Source organism: Bradyrhizobium zhanjiangense, assembly GCF_004114935.1.
Classification (GTDB): Bacteria; Pseudomonadota; Alphaproteobacteria; order Rhizobiales; family Xanthobacteraceae; genus Bradyrhizobium; species Bradyrhizobium zhanjiangense.
Genome location: NZ_CP022221.1, coordinates 1,097,340 through 1,115,139, shown reverse-complemented (window position 1 = coordinate 1,115,139; position 17,800 = coordinate 1,097,340). Strand labels below are relative to the sequence as shown.

The 17,800-nt window shown below is 62.7% G+C and carries 15 protein-coding genes; 7 read left to right on the top strand and 8 right to left on the bottom strand.

The annotated features are described in order from the left end of the window. Positions 1 to 11: 11 nt before the first annotated feature. The 7 genes from XH85_RS05235 to XH85_RS05205 form a co-directional block, all read right to left on the bottom strand. Positions 12 to 1,109: an ABC transporter substrate-binding protein gene (locus XH85_RS05235; protein WP_164940703.1), complete on the bottom strand. Its 1,098-nt coding sequence runs from the start codon at positions 1,107 to 1,109 to the stop codon at positions 12 to 14. 184 nt (positions 1,110 to 1,293) lie between these two features. Further along, complete coding sequence (locus XH85_RS05230; RefSeq protein ID WP_245473890.1) at positions 1,294 to 2,061, bottom strand: ABC transporter permease; 768 nt, start codon at positions 2,059 to 2,061, stop codon at positions 1,294 to 1,296. After that, positions 2,051 to 2,911, bottom strand: a complete 861-nt coding sequence (locus tag XH85_RS05225; protein WP_128931031.1) for an ABC transporter permease — start codon at positions 2,909 to 2,911, stop codon at positions 2,051 to 2,053. The genes XH85_RS05230 and XH85_RS05225 overlap by 11 nt, the downstream gene beginning before the upstream one ends. After that, a complete protein-coding gene (locus XH85_RS05220) occupies positions 2,908 to 3,753 on the bottom strand; it encodes an ABC transporter ATP-binding protein (protein WP_128931030.1) in 846 nt (281 codons plus the stop codon). Before XH85_RS05220 ends, XH85_RS05225 begins: the two co-directional genes overlap by 4 nt. Then, positions 3,750 to 4,835, bottom strand: coding sequence for an ABC transporter substrate-binding protein (locus XH85_RS05215; protein WP_128931029.1), 1,086 nt, complete (start codon positions 4,833 to 4,835; stop codon positions 3,750 to 3,752). The genes XH85_RS05220 and XH85_RS05215 overlap by 4 nt, the downstream gene beginning before the upstream one ends. A gap of 26 nt (positions 4,836 to 4,861) precedes the next feature. After that, positions 4,862 to 6,214 (bottom strand): LLM class flavin-dependent oxidoreductase, encoded by a 1,353-nt coding sequence (locus XH85_RS05210; protein ID WP_128931028.1) that lies wholly within the window; start codon positions 6,212 to 6,214, stop codon positions 4,862 to 4,864. A 161-nt stretch (positions 6,215 to 6,375) separates the two neighbouring features. Continuing rightward, positions 6,376 to 7,974: an ABC transporter substrate-binding protein gene (locus XH85_RS05205; protein ID WP_128937105.1), complete on the bottom strand. Its 1,599-nt coding sequence runs from the start codon at positions 7,972 to 7,974 to the stop codon at positions 6,376 to 6,378. Positions 7,975 to 8,239: 265 nt separating this feature from the next. Between XH85_RS05205 and XH85_RS05200 the strand changes: the two genes are divergently transcribed. Genes XH85_RS05200 through XH85_RS05190 form a run of 3 tightly spaced genes read left to right on the top strand, consistent with a single transcriptional unit; the run spans position 8,240 to position 12,476 of the window. After that, on the top strand, positions 8,240 to 9,847 hold the full coding sequence (locus tag XH85_RS05200; protein WP_128931027.1) for an ABC transporter substrate-binding protein: 1,608 nt from the start codon (positions 8,240 to 8,242) through the stop codon (positions 9,845 to 9,847). Between the two features lie 22 nt (positions 9,848 to 9,869). Then, entirely contained in the window at positions 9,870 to 11,051 is a 1,182-nt protein-coding gene (locus tag XH85_RS05195) for an acyl-CoA dehydrogenase family protein (RefSeq protein ID WP_128931026.1), read from the top strand. A 24-nt stretch (positions 11,052 to 11,075) separates the two neighbouring features. Beyond that, entirely contained in the window at positions 11,076 to 12,476 is a 1,401-nt protein-coding gene (locus XH85_RS05190; protein ID WP_128931025.1) for an LLM class flavin-dependent oxidoreductase, read from the top strand. 16 nt (positions 12,477 to 12,492) lie between these two features. Here the strand turns inward: XH85_RS05190 and XH85_RS05185 are convergent, their stop codons facing one another. Continuing rightward, positions 12,493 to 13,698 (bottom strand): LLM class flavin-dependent oxidoreductase, encoded by a 1,206-nt coding sequence (locus tag XH85_RS05185; RefSeq protein ID WP_128931024.1) that lies wholly within the window; start codon positions 13,696 to 13,698, stop codon positions 12,493 to 12,495. Between the two features lie 199 nt (positions 13,699 to 13,897). Here XH85_RS05185 and XH85_RS05180 point away from each other — a divergent pair, with 199 nt between their 5' ends. From XH85_RS05180 to XH85_RS05165, 4 genes are read left to right on the top strand one after another with little or no spacing between them, the layout of a single operon-like run. Further along, the gene (locus XH85_RS05180) at positions 13,898 to 14,884 is read left to right on the top strand and encodes an ABC transporter permease (protein WP_128931023.1); all 987 of its coding nucleotides are present in this window, start codon (positions 13,898 to 13,900) and stop codon (positions 14,882 to 14,884) included. Between the two features lie 2 nt (positions 14,885 to 14,886). Further along, positions 14,887 to 15,864 (top strand): ABC transporter permease, encoded by a 978-nt coding sequence (locus XH85_RS05175; protein ID WP_128931022.1) that lies wholly within the window; start codon positions 14,887 to 14,889, stop codon positions 15,862 to 15,864. Between the two features lies 1 nt (position 15,865). Further along, a complete protein-coding gene (locus XH85_RS05170; protein ID WP_128931021.1) occupies positions 15,866 to 16,870 on the top strand; it encodes an ABC transporter ATP-binding protein in 1,005 nt (334 codons plus the stop codon). Next, positions 16,848 to 17,795: an ABC transporter ATP-binding protein gene (locus XH85_RS05165; RefSeq protein WP_128931020.1), complete on the top strand. Its 948-nt coding sequence runs from the start codon at positions 16,848 to 16,850 to the stop codon at positions 17,793 to 17,795. The genes XH85_RS05170 and XH85_RS05165 overlap by 23 nt, the downstream gene beginning before the upstream one ends. Positions 17,796 to 17,800 lie beyond the last annotated feature (5 nt).

The window sequence follows — 17,800 nt, the reverse complement described above, 5'->3', positions numbered from 1 at the left end:
GTTAAATGGCATTATGCATCGACATCGACCACCACGCGATTAGCAAGCTTTGCCGGATCCGTGTTGGGCTTGATGATCGTGGCACGTTTCAGATCGCTTGTGATCTTCACGACCTCGCGGCGCAAGTCTGCACCCAACGGATGATGGCCATGGGTATGGCTACGCAGCATCGCCGCGAGGTCTGCTACTGCAACCTTGGGCGTATACCGCGAGAAAACCTCGGCAGCTTCATCCGGATTCTCGGCGACGTGATGAGCCGCCTCGCGAATCGCGTAGGTTAGCGATTTCACGGCGGCAGGGTCCGACGCCCAGAGCGAACTGCGTACACCCAGCGTGCAGCAAGACAGATTGGCATAATCGCCGCTGAGATTCGACGCGATCTCGACGATGTCGCCATTGGCCCGCCGCTCGGTCAGCCAGGCGTTAGGATCGGAATCGGCGATGGCCTGGATTTCCCCGCGTTGCAGTGCGATCAACTGAAGGTCGGCCGGAAATTCGCGCCATTGGATATCGGTCTGTGGGTCCAGCCCGTTGTCCGACAGCAAGATGGCAAAGAAGTTGCGCGGCGGGCCGGAGATGCTGGAAACACCGATCGTCTTGCCTTTGAGGTCCGTGATGTCCTTGAAGCCGGACTCCTTGCGCACAAACAGGCGCGTGCAGCCGCCGTGGAGGCCCGTCGTCAGCTTGACGTCGATGCCCTGCTCAAGCGGCTTGAGCCAGTTGAGCAGCATACTCGATCCGGCATCCGCCTTGTCGGTTGCGAGCGCCTGGAGCATCTGATCCGTATTCCCCGCCAGTTGCAGGAATTCCACGTCTAGATTGTGACGCGCGAAAAATCCCCGGTGCAGTGCGACCGGCACCGCCGCCGTACAGATGCCGGTGCCGTTATAGGCGAAACGAATATGACGAGCCGGACCGTTCGGCGTCTCTTCCGAGCCGGCCACCTTGCAGATCGGCGCGCCGCTGAGGGGATCGGCGACCTGGCCTAGACCAAACGCTGGAAACGCCCGCGCGGCCTGCATCAGGCCGAACGACGCGGTTACACCAGCGAGACTCGCCAGCCCGAGCACCCCACGCCGGGACCAGGTATCGCGTCGATCTAATGTCATGGGCATCTCCTGAACTTCGTCGCCAATCGCGTAGCGGCGGCGACTGGCCTCAGATGCTAAAGATCGTCACAGGTCCGGTCGATTGCAAAGATTTGCGCCACGCTAGTGCGTTCGTGTTGCAACACTCCGCTCGACAGAAACAGCTGTACCGAAAGGAGACGGAAGAGCGCAGCAATGTGAAACTCTAGTCCCTGCGCCACGGAATGAGCCTCCGTTCGAGCAAGCTCGCGCCGCGGTCGACGATGAATCCGACCGTGCCCACGACCAGGATACCGAGCATCACCAGGTCCATGTCAAAGCGCTCGCGGCCGGCGATGATGAGCCCTCCGATGCCGGGACCGGCCGCCATGAAGTATTCGGCTCCGATCGTGGCGAGCCACGCATAGATCAGCGCAAGATGGAGGCCGGTCAGCAACGACGGCAGCGCGCTCGGAAAATAGACGTGGACGACGAACTGGAGACGATTGAAGCGGAAGACTTCGCCGACCTCGACCAGCTTCTCCGAGGTCGTATGCACACCCTCGACGAGGTTGAGAATGACCGGTATGGCCGCAGCGAGGGCGATGAAGACGACCTTGGCGGTCTCGTCGAACCCGAACCACAGCGAGATCAGCGGAATCCAGGCCAACAGGGCGATCTGCTTCAGTCCATTGAACCACGTCGTGAAGATGCGGTCGGCAAGGCGGGACAGGCCGAGCAGCAGCCCGACCAGGATGCCGATGCCTGAGCCGAGCGCAAATCCCAGGAGATCGCGGCGCAGGCTGGCGGCGAGCGACTGCTTGAGCTCGCCATTGCTCAGTTCTTTCCAGAAGCTGATCCCGACGTGCTCAAGCGGCGGCAGAAACTGCCGGTTCACGAGGCCGGAATGGCTTGCAAACTCCCAGAGCACGAGCAAGCTGAGCGGAAGAACCAGCCCGCGGCCGACGGTCCTGAGTGCGGTGCTATTTGACACGATCGATCTGCCAGCGTTGCAGCCGGGCTTCCACTATCGCCAGCACCTTGTCGCTGACAAAACCGATGACGCCAATGACGATCATCGCGACCAGCACCGTGTCGAGCCAGAACATCTGGCGTCCCCAGACCAGGAGATAGCCCAGTCCCTCGGAGGAGGCCAGCAATTCGACGCTGACCAGCGCGATCCAGGCATGGGTCAGGCCGTAGCGCAGGCCGGTGAAGATCGGCGGCACCGCACCCGGAAGCACGACGTGGCGGAGCATCTGTAACGGCGTGAAGCGAAAGGTCTCGCCAACCTCGACGAACGCCTTCGGCACATTCGCAATGCCGGCGCTGGTATTCATGACGACGGGCACGAACGCCGCCTTGGCGATCACCACGATCTTGAGCCCCTCGCCGATACCGAGCAGCAACATCGCCAGCGGGATCCAGGCAAGCGCCGGCACCTGCGCGACCGCAGTGAAGAGCGGGCGGATATACTCGTCCACGCGGCGCGACAGCCCCATGGCGGAACCGATCACCAGACCGGCCCCGGCGCCGACCACGAAGCCACAGGCGACCCGCCGCAGGCTGTAACCGGCATGCTGGGCGAGCTCGCCGCTCGCGATCATGTACCGCAGCGTATGCAGGACATCGCCCGGCCGCGGCAGGATCTGTTCCGGCAGCCAGCCCCGATCGATCCCGATGATCCAGATCGGAAGTGCCACCGCCGGCAACACCAGCAGCCAGCCGAAAGCCGCCAGACGCCGCAACACCGCCTGCCCCGCAGGACTGGCGATGATGCGGCGAATAGAAACCTGCCATGAGGCGCGCGATTCAGCCGAGGTCCGAATTATTGCGTCGGTCATGCGTCTGCTCCGCTCGGGAGTTCTTGCGCGACCGAACCACTATCGCCGTCGCCAAGCGCTCTCAGGATTTCGTTGCGGGTATGAACGAGTTCGTCGCTGCTCCGCGATCTCGGCCGCGGCGCCGTGACCTGGAAAATGCGCGCCATGCGGCCCGGGCGAGGCGCGAGCACGATGACGCGATCGCCGAGCAACACGGCCTCGTCGACGTCATGGGTCACGAGGACCATGCTGATCCTTTCATGCGCCCAGATGCGCTGAAGCTCGAGCTGAAGGCGCGCGCGTGTCAATGCATCGAGCGCTCCAAAGGGCTCGTCGAGAAGCAGCAGCCGTGGACGGTTGACCAGACCGCGGGCGATGGCCGCGCGTTGCGCCATGCCGCCGGAGAGCTGGTACGGATAGGCCTCGGCAAATCCGTCCAGACCAACCAGCGAGATATGCGCCGCAATGGTTTCCTTTTTGGCGCGCTCACTGAGCGGAGCATTCTTAAGGCCGAGCGCGATGTTCTGCGCGACCGTCGCCCATGGGAACAGCCGCGGCTCCTGGAACACGATGCCGCGATCGAGACTGGTCCCGGAAACCACCTCGCCGTCGAAAGCGATGCTTCCGCGAAACTCGCGATCGAGTCCGGCGACCAGCCGCAGCAGCGTCGATTTGCCGCATCCGCTCGGGCCGAGCAGGACCACGAACTCGCCCGCTGCGACTTCGAGCGACACGTCCTTCAGCGCCTCGACCGTCGCGCCGTTGACGACGAACGACTTCGACACGCCGCGAATATTCAGACGAGCGACGCTCCGATCGGAGCCCCCAGATGAAGCCGTTTGCGCCGGCAATAACGCGGTCATTGTCCCGCCGTCAGCGGCTTGCCGCTCGCATCATATTCCTGCCAATAGCCCACCAATCCCTGCTCCTTGAGCGCGGCATCGAGGAACGAGCGGTCGAACCACCCGTCGATCTCGACGTCCCGCCGCAGCAGGCCGAATTCTTTGGCCTGCTTCGCCTGAACACGATAGCTCTCGATGATCGAGGCATCGGCGATCGGCGTGTTGCGGTACTTCAGCTCCTGACCGGAGAAGTCGAAGCGATAGCCCGAGGCCGGGAAGCCGGTCCGCGACGAAATCTCGAAGAACGCCTCCCGATTGGCCTCCTCCGACGACCAGCGCGCAGCCTTCACGATCGCAGAGACGATCTTCTGCGTGATATCAGGGTGCGCCTTGATGAAGGCCTCCTGCCCGATCAACGTGGAATGACGCTCATAGGCCGGATTGTCGCCCTTGGTCGTGTAGACGATCTCGGCGATGTTCTTCTCGGCGAGGCTCGCCAGCGGGAAATTGCCGAAAGCCGCGTCGATGTCCTTGGAGGTCAATGCTGCGTTGGTCGTCGCAGTATCCATGTTAATGACCTGCACGTCCCGCTCCTGAAGGCCGTTGCCGGCGAGCACCTTCACGGCGGCAAGGTGATTGTTAGTACCTCGGAAGATCGACACCTTTTTGCCGCGCAAATCCGCGACCTTGCGGACCGACGAACCAACGGGCACCGCGAGATAGATCGGCGCGTGCGCACCCGATGCCAACAGGATTTTCGTCTTCAGGCCGTTCGCCCGGCCGATGATCTCCGGTAGATCACCCTGGATCGCGAAATCGAGCTGGTTGTTGGCGAAGGCCTCGTTGACCGCCGGCCCTGCCCCCTTAAAGAAGAACCATTCGATCTTCACATCCGGCCGGTCACTGAGCTCGCGATCCAGATAGTGCTCGGAATGCGCAATCGCGGCCGATGAACCGCCCGAGAATTGACGGTTGTCCGCTCCGACCGAGGCAAATCCGATCCTGACCGTGATCGCCTCAGTGGCCGAGCCCGGCGACGCCGCCGCGATCAAGAGTCCTGCTCCCGCAACCAAATGGCGGAACAGCGTGCGTTTTCCGATCATGATGTGATGTCCTCGTGTATTTCGAATTACTCGGCAGCCACCGCCGCAGGACGTCGCGCCGGTTGCGGGCGGCGCAGGCCGAGATGGTCGCGCAAGGTCGTCCCCTCGTACTCCTCGCGGAACAGGTCGCGGCGGCGCAACTCGGGGACCACCAGCCGGACAAAGTCGGTCAGGCCGCCCGGCAGGGTCGGAGCCATGACGTTGAAGCCGTCGGCGCCGTAATTCTGGAAGCGCTCCTCGAGCTGATCCGCGATCTGCGTCGGCGTTCCCACCAATTGCCAGTGCCCGCGCGCGCCGGCGATCCGGAGATAGAGGTCACGGACGGTCAATCCTTCCCGGCGCGCCAGTTCGAGCAGAAGCGCCTGCCTGCTCTTGCCGCCCTCTGTCTCCTTCAGCGCCGGTATGGGGCCGTTCGGATCGGCGTGGACGATCTCGGGCGCACCGAGAAAGCCGGCGAGCAGATCGAGGCCGACCTGGGGCAGAATGAGCGACTGCAACTCATCGAATTTCTCCTTCGCCTCGCTCTCGCTATCCGCAACCACGGGGAAGATGCCGGGCAGGATTTTCAGCTCGTCCGGATCGCGGCCGTAGTTGGGTAACCTCCCCTTCACATCGGCGTAGAACGAGACGGCGTCTTCGAGCGTCTGCTGCGCGGTGAAGATGGCTTCCGCCGTTCGGGCCGCCAGCTCCTTGCCGGGCCCGCTTGAGCCTGCCTGCACCAGCACCGGCCGTCCCTGCGGCGACGGCGGGATGTTGAGGGGACCACGCACCTTGAAGTGGCGGCCCTGATGGTTGAGGAGATGCAGCTTGTCGGGATCGAAATAGCGGCCGCTTGACCGGTCGCGCATGAACGCGTCCTCATCCCAGCTATCCCACAAGCCCAGGACCACGTCGGCGAACTCTTCCGCCCGCGCGTAGCGCTCGGCATGCGGAACGAGCCCGTCATGATTGAAGTTCAATGCAGCCGATGATTCGGTCGAGGTGACGAGATTCCAGCCGGTTCGCCCTCCGCTTAAGCGATCCAGAGAGGCGAACTGCCGCGCCACATTGAACGGCTCATTGAAGCTCGTCGAGACGGTGGCGACCAGGCCAATCCTCGACGTTACGGCCGCGAGCGCCGACAATAACGTGAGCGGCTCGAACGGATAGACACCGCTATGGGCTTTGCGACTCGACGCTTCGATGCGATCGACGCGCACGCCGACCATGTCTGCGAGGAAAATGGCGTCGAACTTGGCGTCTTCCGCAATCCGGGCGAACTGCACGAAATCAGACAGGGATTGACTGTCGGATGCCTGCGGCGATCGCCACGCGGCGACGTGGTGACCTGTAAAGAGCAGAAAGGCGCCGAGAGACAGCTTCTCGTTCCGACGCGACATGCGATGTTCCTCTGACTATTGGTGCTGACCGGCGCTGATCGTGCGCGGATTTGACGATTGCTTTGTGCTTTGCGCAATCTCACAGAATTTCATTCTTTCAACGTCCGACGCTACGTCTCTTCTTCGCGAGCCGCTGAACACGGAAGAATATGATTTACGGGTCACGCCGACGGATCGATCCAGAGGTCGGCAAAGCTGCCGTTCAATCCTTCACCGCCCGGAGCGAAGTTGCGGACCTTTTTGTTCGCGATGATCACGCCGCCGGCGGCGACGAGGTCGACCGAGGCAACCTCCTCATGAATCACCGACTGGAACTTCCACCAGATCTCGCGCCGCTTCTCGACATTCGGCTCGATCGCCGCGGCCTCCAGCAGCCGATCGACCTCTTCGTTTTTGTAATGCGCGGCATTCGAGAACGGCAGCCCGATCCGAATGTTTTTCGACCAGTACGCGCGCTGGATCCCGAGGCTCGGGTCGAACGTATTCGACAGGCTCTCGACGGTCAGGTCGAACGCCCGGTCGCGGTAGACGATGTTCAGGTAAGTCGCGAGATCATATCGCTGGATCTCGACGTCGAGCCCGACTCGGCGCAGCGAATTGCGCAGGAAATCCGAGAGATTTGCCGGCAGAAACGGATTCTGTGTCAACCTCAGCTTGGCCCGAATACCGCCTGCGCCACGCGCAAGGCCCGTCTCATCCAGCAATTGCTCAGCTGCCTTTGGGTCAAACGGCCACGCCTGGATCTTGGGATCGTAGAATTTCGGCAGGGCCGTGCTGACCGGTGACGGCGAAGCGAGCGCGTACCCATAAAAGACGATATTCAACAGAGCCTTCAGATCGATTGCGTGGGCGATCGCCTTACGCACGCGACGATCCCGCAGGAGCTGAGTGTCGAAGTTAAAGAAGAGCTGCTGCTGCGGGCCGGAATAGGCATAAGTGGTGGTGTCGACGACAAAGCGCTTGTCGACCTTGAACCGCTCGATGTCGCCATAGGGCACCGGGGTCGCTCCGATATCGACCTCTCCGGCCTCGAGCGCAGCGGCCCGCGCAGCGGGATCGAGAATGACCTTGAGCACCAGGCGATCGATATAGGGCTTTGGGGCATCCCAGTAGTTGGGGTTGCGGACGAACAGGAGATGACTCCCGGGAACCCACTCGCGAAGGATGAACGGACCGGTCCCGATCGTCTGTTCCAGTCGCGGCTGTTCATCAGGCTTGAGCGCCGTATAGATATGCTTCGGCACGATCGGAGATTCGGCACCGGCCAATGCAGTGATGAGGTATGGCGCCGGCTTCGACAGCACGATGACGGCCGTCAACGCATCAGGCGTTTCGATCGTCTCGACCTTTGCGAACGTGATCCGGCCCCGGGGATGGGCGATCTTCAGGCGTTCGATCGAGAACGCGACGTCAGCCGAGGTGAATTCCTTCCCGTCGGACCATTTCACGCCGGGCCTTAAGCGGAATGTGTAGCGCTTCCCGTCCTCGCTGATGGTCCAGGACGTCGCCAGCACCGGCCGCGGATTGAGATCATAGTCGTAGGCCAGCAGCCCCTCGTTGATCTTGGTGCCGATCGTCTGCCCGGTTCCGGACGATGTGTTGATCGCAATGATCGCGGACGGGTCGGGATAATAGACCCAGTTCAAGGTACCGCCGGAGACAGGACGAGCTTCTCCCGCAACGCTCCTTGCTGCCGGGAGCAGCGTGAGAGCACCGGAGGCGAGGATGCCGCGATTGAACGTTCGGCGATCGAGCCCCATCACGTCACTCCGTCTCGTTTCAACTTTCCACAAATCGTCATTCGCCGGCCACTCGGCGAAGTTCCCGACCACTGCAATGTTAGGCATGGTTTGTAGAGAATTTGCTTTTGTTGTTTGAAGCGACAACGCGTGTTCGCTTGCGCGGCCTACCGCGCGTACAGTAGCAACATTTTCATTATGCAATTTGACGTGTCGCGGGATTGATTGTCCGATCCTTCGATGAATTATTGACGCAACGACATTTGCGAATGACACGCGATCGAAAATGTACGAACCAACACGTCGACAAATTGCTAGAGCCCTTCTGCTCACCACAGGCGCAGTTGCAGGCGGCATTGCGCCGCGGCGCATCCGCGCGGCCGAGAACATCAGACGCGGCGGGACGTTGAATATCGTTATCCAACCCGAACCACCGATCCTCGTCAGCCTCACGCACACCGCCGGCCCGACGACACGCGTCAGCCCGAAAGTCACGGAAGGGCTCCTGACCTTCGATCTCGACTTCACTCCGCGGCCTCAACTGGCGACAGCCTGGCAGATCAGCGAAGACGGGCTGCGCTATCGGTTCGAGCTGCGGCGCGGCGTGAAGTGGCATGACGGAAAGGACTTCACTTCGGCTGACGTCGCCTACTCGATCGAACTTCTCAAGCAGCATCATCCGCGCGGACGCGGCACCCTTGCATCAGTGCGGGAGGTCTTCACGCCCGATCCGCATATTGCGGAGATCGTGCTGGACAAGCCGGCGCCATATCTGCTCGCCGCGCTCACGGCCTCGGAATCACCCATCATTCCCCGACATGTTTATGAAGGCTCCGATCCGCTCGCCAATCCCAATGGTCGCGCCCCCATCGGGACCGGCCCCTTCGTCTTTAGGGAATGGAAGCAAGGCAGCCACATCCTGCTGGGACGCAATCCGAACTATTGGGACCCCGGCAAGCCATATCTCGACCGCATCGTCATCCGTTTTATTGCCGACGCCAACGCCCGCGCCGTCGCGCTTGAAACCGGAGAGGTTCACTACGCGCCTGACACCCCAGTGCCGCTTGGGCAGATCGACACGCTCAAGGCCAATCCGAACCTGGTCATCGAGACGCGCGGTTACGACTACCAACCGGTCGTCTACCGGCTGGAGTTCAACCTGGCCAACCCCTATTTCGCAAGACCCGAGGTCCGTCGGGCCGTCGCGCATGCCATCGATCGTGAGGCAATCAACCGCGTTGTCTTTTACGGCTGGAGCAAGAATGCGCCTTCCGCCATCAGTCCTGCGCTGAAGCAGTTTTATAATCCGGACATTCCCCGGCACGACTTCGACCCGAAGAAAGCCGAAGCAATCCTTGACGCCGCCGGGCTGTCGCGCGGCCCGGACGGCACGCGCTTCAAGGTCTTTCACGACTACATGCCCTATAGCGAGACCTACCAGCAGCTTGGGGCCTACACGCGCCAGGCGCTCGCCAACATCGGCATCGGCGTCACCCTGCGGGCGCAGGACGTGCCGACCTGGTTCAAGCGGACCTATACCAATCGCGACTTTGACTTCATGAGCAACGGCATGAGCCACTCCTTCGACCCGACGGTCGGGGTCCAGCGGCTCTATTGGTCGAAGAACTTCAAGCCCGGCGTCCCCTTCTCGAACGGCTCGGGCTACAGCAATCCCGAGGTCGACCGGCTGCTGGAAGCCGCCGCCGTCGAAAGCGATCCCACCAAGCGGCGCGAACTGTTCCGCGCCTTCCAGGTCATCATCGCCACCGACCTGCCGGACATCAACCTGGTGACAGGAGCGAACCTGACGATCGCCAATCGCAAGCTGCGGAACCACACCGCGACCATCGACGGCCCGTCTGCGAACTTCGCCGACGTCTGGCTGCAGGCCTGATCAACATGCAAGGCATCGCCGAATGAGCTTCGATCTCGACACATCCAATCCGCATTTCGCCAAGGCCGTCGATTTGCGCGAAATCTTCGCGCGCGACGCGGCAGAGCGTGACCGGGCCGGCGGCAAACCGCTCGAGCAGCTCGCCCTGCTCAAGGCCTCTGGACTCCTCAACCTCCTCATTCCGCAAGAGTTCGGCGGCTCCGGCGAGCGCTGGTCGACAGCCCTCAAGATCGTCCGAGAATTCGCCAAGGTGGATGGTGCCCTGGGTCATCTCTATGGCTATCATTTTGGCTCGCAACATGCGGCCTATCTGCGCGGCACCTCGGAGCAGGCCGCGGATATCTTCCGGCGGTCGGCCGCGGGCAACTGGTTCTGGGGAAACACCGCCAACAGCTTCTCGAAGAGCTTGTTCGGCCGCAAGGACAGTGAAGGATTTATCCTCGACGGTTACCGGCCGTTCACGTCGGGGTCACACATTGCCGACTATCTGCAGGTTGCCTGGGAGGACCACGAGACCAACGCGCGCAGCTTCGCCGCGATCCCGGCCAGCCGCGACGGCATCCGGATCGAAAACGACTGGGACGGGTTCGGGCAGCGCCAGACCGGAAGCGGCCGGGTAACCTACACAGGCGTGCACGTCCATCGGAGCGAGGTGCTGGAGCACAAGCCGGATGGCGGCCGCCCCTATCAGACCATCACGCCGTTCCTGCAACAATCCACGCTGCTCAATGTCTTCATCGGGAGTGCACAGGGCGCGCTGATCACCGCCCGGGACTATACAACGGAGAAGTCCCGTCCCTGGGTTCATTCGGGGATCGAGCGGCATACCGACGACCCCTGGATCAAGCGGGTCTATGGCGAGCTCTATACCCGCGTGAAAGCGGCCACGTTGCTTGCGGACGAGGCCGCAGTGGCACTTGACCGGGTTTGGTCGCGCGGCCGCGATCTGACAGCCCAGGAGCGCGGCGAGGCCGCCGTCGTGATCGCCGGGGCCAATGCCCATGCCGGTGAGGTCGCCCTCGATGTTACGAGCCGCATCTTCGAGGTGATGGGCGCGCGCTCAGCCACGATCGCCAATGGTTATGACCGCTTCTGGCGCAATGTCCGGATCCATACGCTGCACAATCCGGCCGAATACAAGACACGCAACGTGGGAACCTGGTTTCTCACGGGCGCCCATCCCGAACCTTCCACATTCCAGTAACTGCGCCGCGCGCGCGAGGTGACCGTGTCCAAGATCATCCAAGTCAACGGTTTCGCCATATTCAGTCCCGTCCACCTGTCACCAGGCCTGTGGCGTCATCCCGACGATCGCTCCCTCGACTTCGCGACGCTCGAATATTGGACCGATGTGGCCAAGATCCTCGAGGCCGGCAAGTTCGACGCCATCTTCATTGCAGACGGGATCGGGATTCACGACGCCGACGCAGGCACGGCTGATGCGGCTCTCAGCACCGGCGCACAGATCCCGAAGCTCGATCCCATGCTCCTGGTCTCGGCCATGGCCCATGTTACTGAGCACCTTGGCCTCGGCGTAACCGCTCCCGTATCGTATGAGCCGCCCTTCACGCTCGCCCGTCGTTTCTCGACGCTGGACCATCTGACCAAAGGGCGCGTCGCTTGGAACATCGTCACGGGCTATTCCAACGCGGCATCGCGCGCGGTCGGCCGCGACGACATCATGGCCCACGATCCCCGCTATGACCTCGCCGACGAATTCCTCGACGCCGTCTATGCGCTGTGGGAGGGGAGCTGGGACGATGAGGCCGTCATCGTCGACCCGATCCGCAGCGTCATTGCTGACCCGTCGCGGATTCGCAAGGTGAATCACCACGGCGCGCACTTCAAGATCGATGCCATCCACCTGGTCCATCCCTCGCCTCAGCGAACGCCGTTCCTGTTTCAGGCCGGCGCTTCCAATCGCGGCAGGGACTTCGCTGCGCGGCACGCGGAAGCCGTTTTCCTAGGCGAACATTCAAAGGCCCGCACTGCGACGAACGTTGCCGAGACCAGGGCGCGCGCACGCGCGTTCGGCCGCGATGGCCGCGACATCCGCTTCTATGCACTCCTGACCGCAATTGTCGGCGAGACCCGCGCCGAAGCGGAGGCAAAGTACCGCGACTACCAGCGCTATATCGACCCGAAGGGCTCGCTCGCCCTGCTGTCCGGCTGGACCGGGATAGACCTGTCCCGCTACAGCCTGGATGATCCGTTCCCGACGGTGAAGAAGGACAATGCCGTTACGTCGATGATCGACTCGTTCTCGCGCACCGAGCGCCCCTGGACGATCCGCGAGATCATCGAACACAACGGCATCGGCGGCCGCGGCCCCGTGGTTGTCGGATCACCCGCCGAGGTCGCCGATCAGCTTCAGGCCTGGGTCGAAGAGACCGATATCGACGGCTTCAACCTCAGTTATGCCGTGACGCCCGGCGGTTATCAGGATTTTGCCGAGCTCGTCGTACCGGAGTTGCAGCGGCGCGGCGTTTACAAGACCGAATACGCCCGGGGTACCTTGCGGGAGAAGGTTTTCGGTGCGGGCCAGGCGCGCCTGCCGTCCTCACATCCTGCGGCACGCTTCCGACCACACGCTGCGCTCGCGCGGCAGCGTGAAGCGACCTCCGCCTGACCCCATGCGTACGCGCTCAGGAGCCCGCAGGGAGTTCCGGCACAGCATGGCGCAGCCCAGCCTGCTCCATCAGGGGCAGCACGCGCCGGCCAAAAAAGTCGAGATCCGGCTTGAAGTCGAAGAAGCTGAGCTGGAGCCCATCGATCCCTGCCTTCTTGAGCTGCACGAACTGCTCCACGACCTGCTCGGGCGTGCCGATCACCTCGATATTGCCGCCAATGGCGCGGCGCTTGGCCGCGTCGCGGCCGACCCGCCCCTTCCAGGCATGCGCATCGCTGGCAAAGTTTTGCATGCTCGCGACGGGATCAATGTGGTCGACGATGGCGTCGTGATAGGCCCAGGTCTCTCGCTCGGTCTCGCGGCAGATCACCATTGGGTTGAGCAGCGTCCGCACCTCGCGGCCAACATCGATGGCCGATTGCTTCACGCGCTGAGCATGCGCCGGCAGGCTCTCGATGGCACTCTCGAAGGACGAGCCCGCAGGGCTCGTGATGAAGACGATGTCGGAGTATCGGCCCGCGAAGGCGATCCCGGCATCAGAACCGGTTGCATTGACCAGGATCGGCCGGCCGAACTGCGGCTTGGGTGTCACGAAGGCATTGCTGAGCTTCCAGGGCGATTGGCCGGAGAACGAGAAATTTTGCTCGTCGCTCCACAGCCGCTGGAGCACTTCCAGGAACTCGGCGGCCAGCTCATAGCGCCGGTCGTGCTCGATCTGGTTCCAGCCGAACGCTTCGTGCTCGATGGCGCGGTGGCCGGTCACAACGTTGATACCCCAACGGCCACCCGAGATGTGATCCAGCGTCGCGCCATACTTGGCAAGATGCAGCGGATGGATCGGGCCGTAGAGAACGTGGATGGTCGAGATCAGCATGATCCGCGATGTCACGGCGGCAAGCGAAGCCGTGGTGATGAAGGAGTCCAGCGCCTGGCCCGTGAACACGCCTCCGTACCCGCCTTTCGGCAGCCATTGCGACAGCGCAAAGACGAGGTCAAAGCCCAACGCTTCGGCGGCGAGCGTCAGGTCGCGATTGTAATCGAACGTCCAGGTCGTGGAACGGGGCAGCGTCGAAGCGCTCCAGCCCCCCGCCTGTATGGGGAGAAACAGACCAAGCAGCAGCGGCTGCTTCAGCGATTTCGCCAACGGGCTCTCGCGATATTGCGCGGGGCTCGGGAAGACCGGCCAGCCAACGATTTCACCCGGCTTGTGCACTATCGTCATGATCATATCCGCCTTGATGATGCGTGCAGTTCGCAGCCCGCTCGCAGAACCGATGCGGTCGCACGCGAGTTCATCGACGTTGCTGATGCATTCCGCCGTTGTCAACCGAGCGAGAACCGTCGCAAAGACTCGTCCGCGTGGACACGCAACACCGCGCTCAAAAGCATTTTGTCAGCGCGCCACGGAAGTTAGAAAAATCATGTCGAGCATTCAGCGCATCGCGAAGACTTTTCGTCGTACGTTGTGGCAAGCGGTCCCGACCGTGATCGGGATCATCGTCATCAATTTTTTTCTGCTTCAGCTCGCGCCCGGCGATGCAGCTGACGTCCTTGCCGGCGAATCGGGATCCGCAACGATGGAGACGGTCGCCGCCTTGCGGGCGCGCTTCGGGCTCGATCAGCCCGTGCTCGTACAGCTCGCGGCCTATCTGGACAATCTCGTCCACTTCAGCCTTGGCTATTCGCCGCGATACAACCTGCCTGTCGCCGATATCATCGGACAGCGCCTGCCCGGCACCGTCGCCCTGATGGCAACTGCTCTCGTCATCGCACTCGCCGGCGGCATCGCACTCGGCATCGTGATGGCGACGTTCGCCGGTCGATGGCCGGACCGGGTGATTTCGATCATCGTCACGCTGTTCTACTCGATCCCCGGTTTCTGGATCGGCCTGATGCTGATCCTGCTGTTATCGGTCAAGTTGGGATGGCTGCCGAGCGGCGGCTCCTCGACAATCGGTTCAACCGCCAGCGGCGTTGATCTCGTTCTCGACCGGGCGCGCTACATGGTTCTGCCGGCATTGTCGCTGGCGCTGTTTTACATCGCGATCTACTCCAGACTGGCGCGCGCCGCCATGCTCGAGGCCCAAGCGCAAGACTATGTGCGTACGGCCGCGGCTAAAGGTCTGTCGCCACTCGCAATCACGGTGCGCCACGTCCTGCGCAACGCGCTGCTGCCCGTCACCACCGTTGCTGGCATGCATTTTGGCGGCCTGCTGGGCGGCGCCGTGGTGGTCGAGACCGTCTATAGCTGGCCGGGACTTGGCCGCCTCGCCTTCGAGGCTGTCATGAGCCGCGATTTCAGCGTGCTGCTCGGAATTCTCCTTCTGTCATCCCTGCTCGTGATCGTCGCCAACATGACGGTCGATCTCGTGCAGGCCTGGCTCGACCCCCGCATCGAGACCCGCTGACCATGACTGACGCCACTCTCCAATCTGCAACACAGACCAAGCGAAGCGCCGCTGACCAGCCAACCCGTGGGGCGGACGATTCCGACTGGCCGAACATCCACGCGCCTGACACGCATGTCATCGCCGCCGACGTGGACGATGTGCGCCCTCATCTGTTTCGGCGCCTGCGGCAGAACCCGTCGGTCATTGCCGGCGGTCTGCTCCTGCTCTCGATCATCGTCGCGGCGGCCCTGGCGCCCGTGCTCTATCCGGCCGATCCGCTCGGGATGGTGGCACGCCCCCTGCTCTGGCCGGGGCAAGATCTTGCATACCCCCTCGGCACCGATTCGCTTGGACGCGACGTAGCCGCCGGCCTGATGCATGGCGCGCGCGTCTCACTGCTGATCGGATTTGTCGCCACCACGATCGGCCTCACGGTCGGCATCATCGTCGGCGCCACGGCCGGGTATCGTGGCGGGCGCATCGACGACGTCCTCGTCCGCGTGATCGAGCTCTTCCAGACCGTTCCAAGCTTCATCCTGCTCATCGTGTTCGTGGCCATCGCCCAGCCCTCCATCGTCACGGTGACATGGGCGATAGGGCTGGTCACATGGCCGACGATCGCCCGCCTCGTCCGCGCCGAATTCAGGGTGCTGCGCGAGAAGGAGTTCGTCATGGCGGCACGGAGCCTCGGTTTCGGTCACGCACGGATCGTCATTCGCGAGATCCTGCCCAACGCCCTTCCGGCGATCATCGTCACGGCATCGGTGATGGTGGCGTCCGCGATCCTGATGGAGGCCGCGCTGTCGTTCCTCGGTCTCGGCGACCCCAATGTCGTCAGCTGGGGCAGCATGATCGGCTCCGGACGCGAGTTGATCAGGACGGCGTGGTATCTCACCGCGATTCCCGGCGTTGTCATCGTCCTCACGGTGCTGTCGCTGAACCTGATCGGCGACGGCTTGACCGACGTGCTCAACCCTCGATTCAGCCGGGAGCGTTGACGTGACCGCTCTGCTCGACGTTCAAGATCTCACGATCGGCTTTCCGAACGCTACCCCGGTGCGGAACCTGAGTTTCAGCGTTGCGCCATCGGAGACGCTCGCCGTCGTCGGCGAATCCGGCTCCGGCAAGTCGCTGACTGCGCTCGCGCTGATGCGGTTGCTGCCCAAGGCGGCCCGCATCGCATCCGGTCGCATTCAGCTCGGCGGCGAGGATCTGCTTGCCCTTTCCGAGGTCGAGATGCGGCGCCGGCGCGGCCGCGACATCGCGATGATCTTCCAGGAGCCGATGACCTCGCTCAATCCGGTGCTGACGATCGGACGGCAGCTTACAGAGGTGCTCTATCTGCATCGTGGCCTGAGCAAGGCTCAGGCGCACCGTGAAGCCGCCGCACTTCTCGATCTCGTTCGAATTCCCAATCCGGCAGCCTGCCTCGATGACTATCCGCATCGGCTCTCCGGTGGGATGCGTCAGCGCATCATGATCGCCATCGCGGTTGCCTGCCGCCCAAAACTCCTGATTGCGGACGAGCCGACAACCGCGCTCGATGTGACCATTCAGGCCCAGGTGCTCGAGCTGCTCGATCGCCTTCGTCGTGAACTCTCGCTGTCGCTTCTGCTGATCACCCACGACCTCGGCCTGGTTGGCCAATGGGCCGACCGCGTCGTCGTCATGTATGCCGGCAGAAAGGTCGAGGAAGCCTCACCCGAGGACTTGTTCGCCCGTCCCCTGCATCCCTATACGCACGGGCTTCTGGCGGCCTCGCCGCGACTGCATGATGATCTGCACTATCGGAACGCAAGACTGGCCGAAATACCCGGAAACATCGCGTCCGCAGCCGCTCAGGCTGGCTGTCCGTTTGCACCGCGCTGTCCGGAGCGATTGGCCATGTGCCGGAGCCGGCTTCCGGAAGAGCGCGAAACATTGCCAGGACGGCGGGTCGCCTGCCACGTCGATCCCATCAATCAATCGCACGGTCTGCCCCATGACGCTGCTCTCAGTCTCTGACCTCAAGTCAACCTATCGCGTGGGCGCATCGCCCGTCCACGCCGTGGATGGCGTGTCCTTCGAGATTGCCCCCGGCGAGACCGTCGGCCTGGTCGGAGAATCCGGCTGCGGAAAGTCGACACTCGGCAAGACCGTCCTGCGATTGGTCGAGCCATCTGATGGCCGGATTCTGTTCGATGGCATCGATCTCACCACCCTGTCCGAGCGACAACTTCGGTCCTATCGCCGCAGGTTGCAGATGGTGTTCCAGGATCCATTTGCCTCACTCAATCCACGCCAGACGATCGGAGACATCCTGACCGCGCCCCTGGACGTTCACGGCATTGGTTCTCGCGCCGAACGGCGCCAGCGCGTCGGCGAGATTCTGTCCCAGGTTGGCCTGCCGGAAGACGCCGTCTCCCGCTATCCGCACGAATTCTCAGGCGGTCAGCGCCAGCGCATCGGTATTGCGCGGGCGCTGATCCTAGGCCCCGATCTCATCATTTGCGATGAACCGGTGTCCGCCCTCGACCTGTCGGTTCAGGCGCAGATCCTGAACCTGCTTGCCGACATCAAGCGTAGCTTGAAACTCTCCCTGCTCTTCATCTCGCACGACCTTTCCGTGGTGCGATATCTCTCGGATCGCGTGCTCGTGATGTATCTCGGCCGCATCGTGGAAAGCGGCAGTTACGAGCAGATCTGGAAGAATCCGCTACATCCCTACACACGCGCCTTGATCGACGCGGTCCCGGACCCGGCGCGCCGACGTTATACAGCACCGCTGCCCGGCGACCTGCCCGATTCCCGTAACGCCGCCAAAGGCTGTCGCTTCCGGCCACGGTGCCCGCTCGCAACAGAGCTCTGTGCTCAGCAGGATCCCGAACTACGTGACAGTTCATCTGGCCAGCGGGTGGCCTGCCATCACGCGGCGCTCGCGACAAACTAGCCGCG